Source organism: Brevibacterium rongguiense (assembly GCF_009857845.1).
Lineage (GTDB): Bacteria > Actinomycetota > Actinomycetes > Actinomycetales > Brevibacteriaceae > Brevibacterium > Brevibacterium rongguiense.
Genome location: NZ_WWEQ01000002.1, coordinates 38,196 through 51,411 on the forward strand (window position 1 = coordinate 38,196; position 13,216 = coordinate 51,411).

The 13,216-nt window shown below is 74.4% G+C and carries 11 protein-coding genes and 1 tRNA gene; 7 read left to right on the plus strand and 5 right to left on the minus strand.

Annotation, left to right across the window (positions count from 1 at the left end; all coding sequences use genetic code 11):
- Nucleotides 1–51 precede the first annotated feature (51 nt).
- The 3 genes from GSY69_RS00705 to GSY69_RS00715 all read left to right on the plus strand — a co-directional run bounded on the left by GSY69_RS00705 (nt 52) and on the right by GSY69_RS00715 (nt 3,794).
- Entirely contained in the window at nt 52–1,470 is a 1,419-nt protein-coding gene (locus tag GSY69_RS00705; RefSeq protein WP_160951999.1) for a dicarboxylate/amino acid:cation symporter, read from the plus strand.
- Between the two features lie 8 nt (nt 1,471–1,478).
- On the plus strand, nt 1,479–1,877 hold the full coding sequence (locus GSY69_RS00710; protein ID WP_160952000.1) for a DoxX family protein: 399 nt from the start codon (nt 1,479–1,481) through the stop codon (nt 1,875–1,877).
- 177 nt (nt 1,878–2,054) lie between these two features.
- Nucleotides 2,055–3,794 carry an ABC-ATPase domain-containing protein gene (locus GSY69_RS00715; RefSeq protein ID WP_160952001.1) on the plus strand — a complete coding sequence of 580 codons (1,740 nt, stop codon included), beginning with the start codon at nt 2,055–2,057 and terminating at the stop codon, nt 3,792–3,794.
- Between the two features lie 49 nt (nt 3,795–3,843).
- Here the strand turns inward: GSY69_RS00715 and selB are convergent, their stop codons facing one another.
- The 3 genes from selB to GSY69_RS00730 all read right to left on the minus strand — a co-directional run bounded on the left by selB (nt 3,844) and on the right by GSY69_RS00730 (nt 7,161).
- Nucleotides 3,844–5,637, minus strand: coding sequence for a selenocysteine-specific translation elongation factor (selB, locus tag GSY69_RS00720; protein WP_160952002.1), 1,794 nt, complete (start codon nt 5,635–5,637; stop codon nt 3,844–3,846).
- Complete coding sequence (gene selA, locus GSY69_RS00725; RefSeq protein ID WP_160952003.1) at nt 5,634–7,004, minus strand: L-seryl-tRNA(Sec) selenium transferase; 1,371 nt, start codon at nt 7,002–7,004, stop codon at nt 5,634–5,636. Before selA ends, selB begins: the two co-directional genes overlap by 4 nt.
- 62 nt (nt 7,005–7,066) lie before the next feature.
- Nucleotides 7,067–7,161, minus strand: a tRNA-Sec gene (locus GSY69_RS00730).
- A 226-nt stretch (nt 7,162–7,387) separates the two neighbouring features.
- Here GSY69_RS00730 and selD point away from each other — a divergent pair.
- The 4 genes from selD to codB all read left to right on the plus strand — a co-directional run bounded on the left by selD (nt 7,388) and on the right by codB (nt 10,657).
- The gene (gene selD, locus GSY69_RS00735) at nt 7,388–8,467 is read left to right on the plus strand and encodes a selenide, water dikinase SelD (protein WP_160952004.1); all 1,080 of its coding nucleotides are present in this window, start codon (nt 7,388–7,390) and stop codon (nt 8,465–8,467) included.
- 29 nt (nt 8,468–8,496) lie between these two features.
- Entirely contained in the window at nt 8,497–8,667 is a 171-nt protein-coding gene (locus GSY69_RS00740) for a hypothetical protein (RefSeq protein ID WP_160952005.1), read from the plus strand.
- Between the two features lie 125 nt (nt 8,668–8,792).
- Nucleotides 8,793–9,287, plus strand: coding sequence for a nucleoside deaminase (locus GSY69_RS00745; protein WP_160952006.1), 495 nt, complete (start codon nt 8,793–8,795; stop codon nt 9,285–9,287).
- Complete coding sequence (codB, locus tag GSY69_RS00750; protein ID WP_160952007.1) at nt 9,287–10,657, plus strand: cytosine permease; 1,371 nt, start codon at nt 9,287–9,289, stop codon at nt 10,655–10,657. The genes GSY69_RS00745 and codB overlap by 1 nt, the downstream gene beginning before the upstream one ends.
- Before the next feature lie 100 nt (nt 10,658–10,757).
- Here the strand turns inward: codB and nrfD are convergent, their stop codons facing one another.
- Nucleotides 10,758–11,879 (minus strand): NrfD/PsrC family molybdoenzyme membrane anchor subunit, encoded by a 1,122-nt coding sequence (gene nrfD / locus GSY69_RS00755; protein WP_160952008.1) that lies wholly within the window; start codon nt 11,877–11,879, stop codon nt 10,758–10,760.
- A complete protein-coding gene (locus GSY69_RS00760; RefSeq protein WP_160952009.1) occupies nt 11,876–13,102 on the minus strand; it encodes a 4Fe-4S dicluster domain-containing protein in 1,227 nt (408 codons plus the stop codon). The genes nrfD and GSY69_RS00760 overlap by 4 nt, the downstream gene beginning before the upstream one ends.
- Nucleotides 13,103–13,216: the final 114 nt, after the last annotated feature.

Here is a 13,216-nt window from a genome sequence, read left to right on the forward strand (position 1 = left end):
TGCGTGGCCCTTGCTGCTCCGCGTGTGTAGCGTGGCCCGTTACCAGCCCGAATGGACCCCTGGACGGAGACGGCCGTGAATATCCTGCGCAACTATCGCTTCCCCCTGCTCATCCTGCTGGGGGTCGCGCTGGGCGCCGTGGTGGGGCTGGTCTTCGGTGAGCGGGCCGCGGTGGTCAAGCCGTTCGGCAGCATCTTCATCAACATGATGTTCACCCTGGTGGTGCCGCTGGTCTTCTTCTCCATCTCCTCGGCCGTGGCCGGGATGGACAGCGCCAAGCGCCTGGGCAGCATCCTGGGCTCCATGCTGGGCGTCTTCGTGGGGACGGGCATCGTCGCGGCGATCGTCATGCTCGTCGCACTGCGGATCTTCGGCCCCGGCGGCGGTCTCGACATCGCGCTCGAGGCGCCCCAGGACCAGGACGATCCGGGTTCGATCGGCGACCAGATCGTCCAGGCCTTCACCGTCGAGGACTTCGCGGACATCATCTCGACCAAGCACATGCTCGCGCTCATCGTCTTCGCGGTCCTCGTCGGCCTCGCGACGAGCAGGCTCGGCGAGCGCGGCGCCCCGGTGCGCGGGCTGCTCAACTCCGCGAACGAGGTGTTCATGTCGTTCACCTCGCTCATCATGTACTACGCGCCCATCGGCCTGGGCGCCTATTTCGCGGCGCTCATCGGCGAGCTGGGCCCCCAGATCGTGGGCGGCTACGTGCACGCGGTCCTGCTGTTCTACCCGGTCGCCATCGTCTACTTCTTCGCCGCCTTCACCCTCTACGCCTTCCTGGCCGGCGGGCCGCGCGCGATCGGCGCGTTCTGGAAGAACATCGCCGAGCCCGCGGCCGTGTCCCTGGGCACCTCGAGCAGCGTCGCGGCGATCCCCGCCAACCTGCAGGCCGCGCGCCGGTTCGGCGTGCCCGCCGATATCCGGGAGACGATCATCCCCATCGGCGCCACGATCCACATGGAGGGCTCGGTCCTCAGCGCGATCCTCAAGATCGCGTTCCTCTTCGCGATCTTCGACCGCGACCTCTTCGACCCGCTCACCATGCTCACCGCGGTGGGCATCGCGCTGCTGTCCGGCATGGCGATGAGCGGGATCCCCGGCGGCGGGTTCATCGGCGAGCTCATGATCGTGACGATGTACGGCTTCCCGCCGGCGGCGCTGCCGGTCATCTCCGTGATCGGCACCGTCATCGACCCGCCGGCGACCACCGTCAACGCCGTGGGCGACAACGTCAGCTCCATGCTGGTGGCGCGCATCGTCGACGGCCGCGGCTGGCGCGACAAGGGCCTCGCCGAGGCGCGCCGGGCCAACGCTGCCACCGGGCTCGAGGCACCCGCAGGCACCGCAGGGCCAGAGGCGCCGGCAGAAGCCGCCGTCCCCACGGCTCCCGTCGGCACACCCGCACCCGAAGACCCCGCCGGTGCGACCGGCGGGGCGACCGCGAACCGAAAGGCCCAGCAATGAACCGAGCAATGAACCGAGCAGCGAGTCGCGCGACGAGCCGCGCGCGCACCGCCTCCACCGCCCTCCTGGCCGGCACGCTGCTGAGCGCGGGCGCCCTCCACTTCGCGGCCGCCGAGCACTTCGACCGCATCGTGCCACCCGTCCTCCCGGGCACGCGCCGGTTCTACACCCTGGCCTCCGGGGTCGCCGAGCTGGCCGCGGGCGCGCTCGTCGCCGTGCCGCGGACGAGGCGCCTGGGCGCCCGCGCTGCAGCCGCCCTGTTCGTCGCCGTCTTCCCGGCCAATGTGCAGATGGCCTGGGACTGGCGCCGCGCCTCGGCGGGCCGCAGGGCGATCGCCTACGGCCGGCTGCCCCTGCAGCCCGTGCTCGTGGCCTGGGCGCTGAGCGCGGCGCGCGCCCGCGCCTGAACCCGGACCCGGGCACCGTGCACCGGGTGCCCGTGCGATTCCCCCTCGTCGCGCGGCGCGGCGCACAGCACGGCACGGCACAGCAGGATCAGCGGCGCGGCACGCCGCACGGCACGCAGCGCTCCCGCGGCACTTCGCCGCGCCCCGCACACCGGGACGCGCGCGTAGGGTGGGGGAATGCAGACGACGGCGGACCTCGAGCGCATGCTCCACTCCATCGACGGGCGCGGCTACGGCGGCTATAAGCAGCTGCGCGGCCGCTATGACCTGGGGCCCTTCGACCTGGCGATCGACCGGGTGCAGACGGATCCGTACGCGCCGCCCTCGCTCATGCGCATCATCGTCGACCGCGCCGACGCGGGCTTCGATGCCGCGCTCATGGACGACGCGGCTGGGCAGACCGCGGTGGGCGACTTCCTCACCCGCCGCTTCGCAGCCGCGGCCCGCGCCCCGCAGCGCAGCCAGGGCAAGGACGCGCGCGCCCCGCGGATCAGCATCGGGCGCCCCGGCCAGGAGGTCCTCGAGCGCACCTCGATCCTCATCAGCGCGGACACGATCGAGGCCCGCTTCTCCGCCGAGCTGCCCGCGGCCGGGCGGCGCGCGCTGGGCCGCCAGGCCGCGACGCTGCTCACGCAGACCATTCCGGACCTCGCCCGGCACGCGCTCATGGCGGAGAGCCTCTCACCGGCCGACCGTACCGCCCTGGCCGATCACGTGGCGCTGCTGCGCGACCAGGTGGACCTGTGCTCGCAGCTGCCGGACCGCGGTCTCGTGGCCTTCGTGGGAGACGGCGCCATCCTCCCGCGGCGCTCCGGCGACTCCGACGCTCCCCTGGAACAGGGCGCCGTGCCGTTCGCCAGTCCTGCGTCCCTGGAGGTGGGCTTCGAGCTGCGCAGCGGGCGCACGGTGCGGGGCATGGGCGTGCCCGTGGGCATCACCGTGATCGCCGGCGGCGGCTACCACGGCAAGTCGACGCTGCTGCGGGCCATCGAGCGCGGCGTCTACCCCCACATCGCCGGCGACGGCCGCGAATGGGTCATCACCCGCCCGGACGCCGCGGCCATCCGCGCCGAGGACGGGCGCAGCGTGGCCGATGTCGACATCGCCCCGTTCATCTCCGATCTTCCCTCCGGTGCGGACACCGTCCACTTCTCGACGTCGAACGCCTCGGGCTCCACCTCGCAGGCGGCGAACCTGGCCGAGGCGGTCGAAGCCGGCACCACCGCGCTCATCATCGACGAGGACACGTCGGCCACGAACTTCATGATCCGCGACGAGCGGATGCGCCGGCTCATCCCCGCCGATCGCGAGCCCATCACGCCGTTCGTCGACCGCATTCGCCCGCTCTACGAGCAGCGCGGGGTCTCCACGGTCCTGGTGGCCGGCGGGTCCGGGGCGTTCTTCGACGTGGCCGACCACGTCATCGCGATGGATGCCTACGTGCCCCACGATGTCACGGACAAGGCCAAGCGCATCGCGGCGGAGGCGGGCGACCCCGGCGGCGAGACGGACGCCGGCGCCGGGGCGGTTGACTTCGCCGTACGCCGCCGCGTGCCGGCCGACGGGACCCTGCGCCCAGCGGACAAGCGCAAGCCCGCCAAGGCCGCCGGCCGCGGTGAGATCCGCTTCGGCCGCGAGGACATCGACCTGGCCGCGGTCTCGCAGATCGCCGACGCGGCCCAGACCCAGGCGATCGCCCACGCGCTCGACCGCCTGGCCGAGCGCTTCGACGGCGGGCTCAGCCTGGTCGACGGGGTCGCCGAACTCGACCGACTCGTCGACGCCGAGGGCCTCGACGCCCTCTCGCCGCATGCGGGCAACCCGGGCACCTACGCCCGTCCCAGGACCATCGACATCTGCGCGGCGGTCAACCGCTACCGGCTGCTGCGCATCGCGAAGGTCCTCGAGGAGGGCTGAGGCACCCGCGCAGCCACCGGCGCCGGGTCGCAGCAGCACCCGGAGCGCGTCAGCGCACCACCTCGCGACGACTGCCGTCCACGCGCCGCGTCCAGCCCTTCGCGTCGAGGTGCTCGAGCAGGGGAATCGCCACGCGTCGGGTGGTCTCCAGGGCCTGGCGCGCCTGGCTGGCGGTGAATGGCTGGCCGAGCCGGCTGAGCACCCGCATCGCCTGCGCCGGCGCAGGCGGCAGCAGGACGACCCCATCGGGCAGGCGGAGGATGCGCCCCACCCGCGCGGCGGCGGCGAGCTCGCGCGGGCCCAGCCCCCAGGCTGCGAGGTCCTCGGCCTCCGGGGCGCGGAACGGCTGCGCGGCCAGGTGCCGCTCCAACCGGGCCAGACCCGCCTCGGCGGCCCCCAGTCCCGCCGCGCGCCCGGGGTCCACGATGCGCCCGCCCGCCTGCGCGAGGCCCGCCGCGCGCAGCACCGGATTCAACAGGTCGGCGGCAGGCAGGCCGAGCGCGCTGACCGCGGCGCCGGCGGGCAGCCCGGCGGACAGCGGATCATCGCGGTGCTCGCGCGCTGCCCGCTCGCGCACATCCGCGGCCCAGGCCTCGAAGCGCTCCTGGCTCACCAGCCACGCGCCCTCGCGCCGCAGCCCGTGGGGCAGGGGCGAGGGCACGGTGATTCCGGCGCGGGCCAGGGCTGCCCCCTCCATCGCCCCGCGCCGGGCGACCTCCACCAGCGCGCTGCCGCCCCACGGGTAGGCGGCGACCTCGCGGGCCCGCCGCGTGCCGGCCCCGCGCCGGTTCAGCGCTGGCGGATCGATGTCGAGGATCTCCGCACCGCCGAACACCATGTGCTCGCCGCTGCCGCGCAGCACGATCCGGTCGCCCACCTGCAGCGGCAGCGGGTGGGCGAAGGCGAGCCGGGCGTGCTCGGAGTCGAAGGGGCGCACGTGCACCGCCGCCGAGGCGGTGCCGACGTGCGCGGTCAGCTCGCGCGGGGCGCTGCCCAGATCCTCGCCGGTGCGCCGGCGCACATCGACCACCTCGACGAGGGGCCAGGCACCGGGCGTGAGCAGCGCGTCGCCGCGCGAGAGCGCCCCCGCGGTGATCCCGCGCATGTTGACCGCGGCGCGGACCACCGGCTCGAGGCGCTGGGCGGGGCGGTCCTCGCTCTGCAGCCCGCGGACCTCCGCTGTGAGGAGGTCGCCGGCCGCGGCGATCTCGAGGCGCTCGCCCACGGCGAGCGAACCCGCGGCAAGCGTGCCCGTGACCACCGTCCCGGCGCCGGAGATGGGGAAGGAGCGGTCGATCCACAGCCGCAGGCGGGCCCGCGGATCCGGCTGCGGGGCGCGGGCCAGCACGGTGTCGAGCGCGGCCGTGAAGTCGGCGAGTCCGGCGCCCGTGGGCGCGGCCACGGCGACGGCGGGCGCCGCGGCCAGTCCCGTGCCCGCGAGGTGGGCGCGGACCTCGGCCTCGACCTCCTCCACCCGGTCCGGGGCGCGGTCGGCGCGGGTGAGGGCGATGATGCCGTGCTCGATGCCGAGGGCGGCCAGGGCATCGCGGTGGTCCGTCGACTGCGCCCGCCACCCCTCGTCCACGGCCACGACGAAGCAGACGACCGGGGCGGGGCCCAGCCCGGCCAGCATGTTGCCGAGGAAGCGCTCGTGGCCGGGCACGTCGACGAAGGCGACCTCGCGGCCGGAGGGCAGCTGCGTCCACGCGAACCCCAGGTCGATCGTCAGGCCCCGCCGCCGCTCCTCCTCCCACCGGTCCGTCTCGAGCCCGGTCAGCGCCTTGACCAGCGTGGACTTGCCGTGGTCGACGTGGCCGGCGGTGGCGACGACGAACCGGCTCATGGCGCTCCGGTCGCCGTCAGCGCCACCGCGACCGCGGTGAGGAGGGCAGGCTGCGTTTCGTCGGGCACGCAGCGCAGGTCGATGAGACAGGTCCCGTCGTGGACGCGCGGCAGCACCGCGGGCTCGCCGGTGCGCAGGGCCCGCGCCGCCGCCTCCGGCAGGCGCAGCGCCCAGCCCGGCAGCGGGACCTCGGCCCCGCCCCCGCCGCCCGTGCGGCCGTCGTGCGGGACGACGGCGAGCGCCGCGGAATCCGGTCCCGGTCCCTGCCGGGGATGCGGCTGCGCGGACAGGCGGGCGCGCAGGTCCTCGGCGAAGGCCTCCGTGCGCGCCCGCAGCGCCTCGGGGTCCGTGTGCAGTGCCCGGGCGACGGGCGCCTCGGGCCCGTTCAGCGTGGCCTCGAGGGCGGCGAGCGCCAGCTTGTCGGCGCGCACGGCCCGGGCCAGGGGGTGGCGCGAGAGCCGGGCGATGAGGTCGGCGCGGCCCAGCAGGAGGCCGGCCTGGGGGCCGCCGAGCAGCTTGTCGCCGCTGGCGATGACGAGGTCCGCCCCTGAGCGCAGCGCGGAATCGAGGTCCGGTTCCGCGGGCAGGGCCGGGTCGGCGCTGAGCAGGCCGCTGCCCAGGTCCGCGATCAGCGGCACCGCCCGCGCGCCGGCCAGCCGGGCGAGTTCGGGCAGTGTGGCCTCCGCCGTGAACCCGGAGACGCGGAAGTTGCTCGGGTGGACCTTGAGGATGCACCCGGTGGCCTCGCCCATGGCCGCGGCGTAGTCCTCGCACCGGGTGCGGTTCGTGGTGCCCACCTCGCGCAGCCGGGCGCCGGTGGACTCGATGAGATCGGAGAGCCGGAAGCCCGCCCCGATCTCGACGAACTCGCCGCGGCTGATGAGCACCTCGCGTCCCGCGGCGAACGCGGTGGTCGCAAGCACCAGGGCTGCGGCGCCGTTGTTGACGATGAGTGCGTCCTCGGCAGCGGGGCATGCGGCCAGGAGGGCCGCCCGGGCGGCCGCGCCCCGCCGGGAGCGCTGCCCGGAGCCCATGTCGAGCTCGACGTCGACGTAGCCGGCGGCATCGGCCAGCGCCGTGCGGGCGGCGGGGGAGAGGGGAGCACGGCCCAGGTTCGTGTGGATGATGACGCCGGTGGCGTTGATGACCGGCCGCAGCGAGGAGGTGCGCCGCCCCTCGACCGCGGTGATGACGGCGGCCTCGACGTCCTCCGGGGCGAGCTCGCCGGCCCGGGCGCGCTCCTGCACGCCCCGCACGATCGTGCGCACCACGCCGTCGCTGAGGGCCTGGGCGGCCGCCGCGACCCGGGGGAGCCGGAGCAGGGCGTCGGTGCGCGGGATGCGGCGGCGGGGGTCGTGCTCGTCCATGCGCTCCCACCTTCCTGGCCGCCGGCTCTGTGCGCGGCGGGGCTGCGCCGCGGCCGCGCCCGTGGCGGAGGCGGACGGGAATCGAACCCGCCAGGCCGAGATGCTCGGCCTCACCGGTTTTGAAGACCGGGGAGCCCACCAGGACTCAGACGCCTCCGCCGGTCAGGCTACCAGCGCTGGGCCGTCGGCCGCCGCGGCCCCGCGCGCGCCTCACCCTGGTCCAGCGCATCTCATCGCGCTCAGTGCATTTCACCGCGCCCGAGGTGCGGCACCGTTCGCCCGAAGCGCACCCGAGGTGCGCCCGAGGCGCGCGGGCTGGCCAGAGGGGTCTGGCGGCGAGTGCGCCCTGGGCGGGGCAGGGGGGCCGCTCCTAGACTGGCGCCATGAGCGATGCGACGGTGCCGGCAGACAGCGCAGCAGGCAGTGCGGCGACGGGAGCGGGCCCCGGTGACCGCAGCGCGGGGCCGAACTCCGCGCGGCGGGACTCCCCGGTGCGCCTGACGACCATGGCCCACGGCGGGGGCTGTGCGTGCAAGATCCCGCCGGGCGAGCTCGAGGATGCCGTCGCGGGGCTCACCGGCCAGCGCTGGGACAGTGTCCTCGTGGGCCTCGACGACGGTGACGACGCCGCGGCCGTCCGGGTGCGCGGGGACCTTGCGGTGCTGTCCACGGCGGACTTCTTCACCCCCGTCGTCGACGACCCCTACGACTGGGGCCGGATCGCCGCCGCGAACGCGCTCTCCGACATCTACGCGATGGGCGGCAGCCCGATCGTGGCGATCAACCTCGTGGGCTGGCCGCGCGACCTGCTGCCCATGGACATGCTCACCGAGGTGCTGCGCGGCGGCCTCGCGGTGGGCGAGGAGGCCGGCTGCCCGGTGATCGGCGGCCACTCCGTGGACGACCCGGAGCCCAAGTACGGCATGGCCGTCACGGGCACGGCGGATCCCGCCCGCCTGCTGCGCAACGACGCCGCCCGCGCGGACCTGCCCCTGACGCTGACGAAGCCGATCGGCGTGGGACTGCTCAACAACCGCCACAAGACCACCGGCGAGGTCTTCGAGGCGGCCATCGCCACGATGACCATGCTCAACCGGGACGCCGCGGCGGCGGCGCTGGCCGCCGGGGTGCAGGCCGCCACGGACGTCACCGGCTTCGGGCTGCTGGGCCACCTGCACAAGATGTGCCGCGCGTCCGGGGTGGGCGCGGTGCTCGACAGCGCCGCCGTGCCCCTGGTCGACGGCGCCGGCGAGGCGCTGCGGGACGGATTCGTCTCCGGTGGCACACGGCGCAACCTCGACTGGGTGCGCCCGCACGTGCGCGCGGGCGAGGGCATCGGCGAGGCGGAGCTCCTGCTGCTCGCCGACGCCCAGACCTCCGGCGGGCTCCTCGTGGCCGGCGAAGTGCCGGGCTACCCGGTGATCGGCGAGCTCGTCGAGGGCGCCGGCATCGAGGTGCGCTGATGCGCCGGGTGCTGCACTGGCCCGCCCCCGTGTTCTCAGGGATAGCCGCCGCCAGCCTGGTGCTCTTCTTCGTGGTGGGTGGCATGCGGGCCACCGGGCGCATCGGCGACGGCCTTGCCGTGCCCTGCTTCTTCGTGACGATCCTCGCCTGCTGCGCCGCGACCACGCTGGCCGCGGTCGCCTGGCTGCGACGGCGATAGCGGCGCCCGGCGGCGCTGACCCGGCCCGCGCCTCGGCGGGGGTGCGCGGGGCTTATCCTGAGCACGACCGGCGGACACGCGCCTCCCGCCCCGCCGGAGCCATCCGCACACGCCGAGGAGCCCGCATGCCCTGGACCGCCACGCCGGACGACGACCGCCGCTTCATGGACCTCGCCATCGAGCAGGCGCGCACGAGCTGGGACGAGGGCGGGGTGCCGATCGGCGCCGTGCTCGTCCACGAGGGCCGGGTGCTCGCCGCCGGCCACAATCAGCGGTTCCAGCAGGACAGCGCGATCCTCCACGGCGAGACGGACACGATCGAGAAGGCCGGCCGCCTGCCGGCCGCGGTCTACCGCGAGAGCGTCCTCTACACGACGCTCTCGCCGTGCATCATGTGCGCCGGAACGGCCCTGCTCTACGAGATCCCGCGGATCGTCGTGGGCGAGAACCGCAGCTTCGAGATGTCCGAGGCCCTCCTGGCCGAGCGCGGCGTGCAGGTCGACGTGCTCGACGACCCCGCGTGCATCGCGCTCATGGAGCGCATGCTCGCCGAGCGCCCCGCGCTGTGGAGCGAGGACATCGGCGTTGACGAGGGCGCGAGCACCAAGGGCGCGCGCTGATGGGCGCGCCCGAACCTCGGCGCCCGGCACAGGGCGACGGCGCCGTCGACACCGGAGCGGCCCCCGCGGCAGCAGGCGCAGCGCCGGCGGAAGAACGGGCGGCCGAGCCCGTCGATCGCGACTACCCCCTGACCCCGGTTCCGCGCTCGGCCCGGCGCTCGGCGTTCTCGATCACTGTGGTCCTCGTGGGCTTCACGATCTTCGCGCCCACCCTCATGGCCGGCGCATCCGTGGGGGCGGCGTTCCGCTTCTCCGAGTTCCTGGGTGTGCTCGTCGTGGGCTCGCTCGTGCTCGGCACGTACGTGGCCGCCGTCGGCTTCCTCGGCGCTCGCACCGGTCTGACCACCGTGGTCATGGCCCGCTACAGCTTCGGCACGGTGGGCTCCAAACTGGCCTCGCTGCTGCTGGGCGGCACCCAGGTGGGCTGGTACGGCGTGGCCGTCGGCACGATCGGGCAGATGACGGGGCTCGCATTCGGCTGGACCGGCTGGTGGGGTCCGGCGCTCATCATGATCGTCGTCTCCGCGCTCATGATGCTCACGGCCCTGTTCGGCTACGAGGGCATGTACTGGGTCTCCCTCGTCTCCACGCCGCTCATCCTCATCCTCGCCTTCTGGCTGACGTTCAAGGGTTTCGCCGAGGTGGGCGGCCTGTCCGGCATGCTCGCCATCGAGCCCTCGAGCTCGATGACATGGGCCGCGGCGGTCACGGCGATCGTCGGCACCTTCGCCTCGGCCGGTACGCAGGCGGCCAACTGGACGCGCTTCGCCCGCAGCGGGCGCAACGCCGTCGTGGCGTGCGGGATCGGCTTCATCGTGGGCAACGGCCTCATGGTCTTCTTCGGGGCCGTCGCGGCGCTGGCATTCGGCGAGGGCGACTTCACCACGCTCCTCATCAGCATGGGGATGATCGGCTGGGGCCTGTTCTTCCTCTTCGGCAACCTGTGGAAGTCCAACGCGGACGCCGCGTACGCGTTCGGCGTGGCCGGCGCGGAGATCACCGGCGATCGCCGCAAGGGCCCCTACATCATCGGCGGGGTGATCATCGGCACGATCCTGGCGCTCACCGGCATCGAGGGCCACATCACGGGCTACCTGAGCCTGCTGGGCGTCTTCATCCCGCCGCTGGGCGGAGTGCTCATCGGCGACTGGCTGGCCCGGTGGCGCCGCGGCCAGCCGCCCGTCGAATCGCTGACGGAGCGGATCCGCTGGCAGGGCCTCGTGCCCTACGCGCTCGGCTCCCTTGCCGCGTGGGTGTCGAACACGTTCGCGCTGGGCATCGCGCCGCTCAACGGCATCGTGGTCGCGCTCGTGCTCGCGTGGGCGCTCAGCCGCTTCACGGCGCCGAGGCGCGAGCAGGCTGCCGCCTGAGCCGCACCTCGGGCGGGGTGGGCGCGGACGTCCTTCGTCGGCGCTGGCCGCCGAGCGAGGCCGCTGAGCGCTGCCCCGCGCGTGGCGTGCCGACCGGCGCCTACGCCCCCGTCGTGATGGAGTCGTCGGTGACGCCGCGGGCGCGGCGCTCGGCCAGGCGCGCCTTCTGCGGCTCGACGACGTACTTGGGATCCTTCGTCGATTCGATCCCGGCCTCGAGGAACCCGAAGCGGGTGAGCGCCGAGGCGGCCATGAGGCTCAGCCCGCTCGCCGCGGCAACGATCCGGTTGCCGCCGCCCACCACGGCGCCGATCCCGCCGGCGATGGCCAGCCGCTCGGCCCATTCGAGCTTGGCCCCCGAGGGGCCCTCCTCGAGCGGCTCGGCCTCGACCGGGTGCATGTTCTCCTTGAGCGCGCGCATCGCGACGACGTCGCCGGTCACGCCCAGCGCGGCGAGGATGCGCGCGGGCATCGTCTCCGCTACCGGTGTCGTCACCATGGCCGAGCCGGCCGCTGCCAGGCTGGCCGAGGACACGAAGACGAACGGCAGCTCATTGCGCGCGGCGTTCCACGTGGGCGTGGCCGTGTCGGCCAGCAGCACGGCGGTGTAGGCGGCCAGCGGCGTGGCGAAGAGGGCGGCCTCGAACCCGGCCGGCGCCTCGGCGAACCGCAGCAGCCGGCGCAGGGGACCCAGCGGCAGCCGCTCCCCCAGCAGCCGGTCGATCTCGTTGACGGCGGTGACACCGGCCCCCGCCGAATAGCCGGAGAGGATCCACGAGCCCAGGCTCATGGGCGAGGTGACCTTGAGCGTGCGCATCATGTTGAGGAACCGCTCGGGCCGGCCCAGATCCGCCACGAGCGCCGCCGCGCCCACGCCGATCGCACCCAGCGCGGTCAGGCGCGTGTTGCGCCGCAGCGTGGCCCGCCCGGTGAGCTGGGCGCCCAGCGCCAGCAGCCCGCAGCCGCCGGCCATGCCCCCCAGGAACAGGTAGAGGGCGATGGGGGAGCCCCAGGGGGCGTGCTTGACGATGGGGCGGCCGTAGTACGAGGTGAACTCGACGTCCTCGACCATCGGCATCTCACGCGAGCCGTCGCCGCCGCCCCGCCGCCCGGCGAACATGCCCCCGCGCTTGCCGCGGCCTCCGGGACCGCCGCCGCGGCCGCCGCGGCGCTTCTTCTTGCCGGTGTCCGGCGGGCGGTAGCTGTCGTACTCCGACGTCATCGACGTCCTCCCAGGAAGGCCACGGCGGAGGCGGCGAGCATGCCCGCGGCGGCGATTCCGGCTCGCTTGAACATGGTGGGCAGGTCACGGGTGGGCACGTGCGGATCCGGCGGCAGCCCGTAGACCTCCGGCTCGTCGAGCAGGAGGAACACGGAGCCGGTGCCGCCCACGCCGTCGTTGTCGTTGGCCCCGTAGAGCCGGGCCTCGCTCATGCCCTGCGCGTGGAGCTGCTCGACGCGCGCGTGGGCCTTGGAGACCATGTCGTCGTGGTCGCCGAATTTGATCGACGTCGTGGGACAGGTCTGCGCGCACGCGGGCGTCTGGCCCTCGACAAGGCGGTCGTAGCAGAGCGTGCACTTGTTCGCGGTGCGCGGGTTGGGGATCTCCTGGTCGACCTTGGGCTTCTCCGCGTGGCCGTCCGGCGGGCTGATCGTGCCGTCGTCGCGGCGCTCGATGACGCCGAACGGGCAGCCGGCCACGCACGTGCCGCAGCCATTGCACACATCGGCCTGGACGACCACGGTGCCGAACTCGGTGCGGAAGAGCGCCCCCGTGGGGCACACGTCCAGGCATCCGGCGTGGGTGCAGTGCTTGCACACGTCCGAGGACATGAGCCAGCGGAACTCCGGAGTGTCCGGCGGGGCGACGTCGAGGTCGGACTGGCCCGCCATGGCGGCGTCGATGGCGGACATCGCCTGCGCCTCGGTGACGCGGCCGGAGCCCGTGCCGCAGGAACCGCAGCCGGACTGGGAGCCGGCGTGCGCCTCGGCTGCGGGATCCGCGCCCGAGGCGCACCCGCAGCTGCCCCCGCACCCGCCGCCCGAGCCGGCCCCGGGTGCGCTGGTCCCTGGCGCGCTCGTCACCGGCGCGCCTGCGCGGGCGGCGGGGGGCCCGACCTGCGGCATGCCCAGGCTGACGAGGGCGCGACCGGATTCGCGGGCCTGTTCGATCCGGTCCTGGCTCTGCTCGATGAACGCCACGTGGCGCCACGTGTTGGCGCCGAGCGACCCGGTGTTGTCGTAGGACGAGTCGAGCAGCTGGAGGTCGCCGTCCTGGGGGTTGCGGTTCCACTCCTTGCACGCCACCTCGCAGGCCTTGCAGCCGATGCAGATCGACGTGTCCGTGAAGAAGCCCTTGCGGCTGTGCGCGTGCTCGTGGTCCCAGTGGACGTCCGCGATGGGGTCCGTGGGGCCGGAGAATTCGTGCGTGAGGCTGCCGCGCATCAGTCCTCCTCGCTCGTCTCGTGGCCTGCGGTGCCGGTGCCGTGCGGGCTCTTCCCGTTCGGGCCGCCGTCCGGTTGGGCGCCGGACGCGCCGGTGCGCGCATCCTGGGCCGCC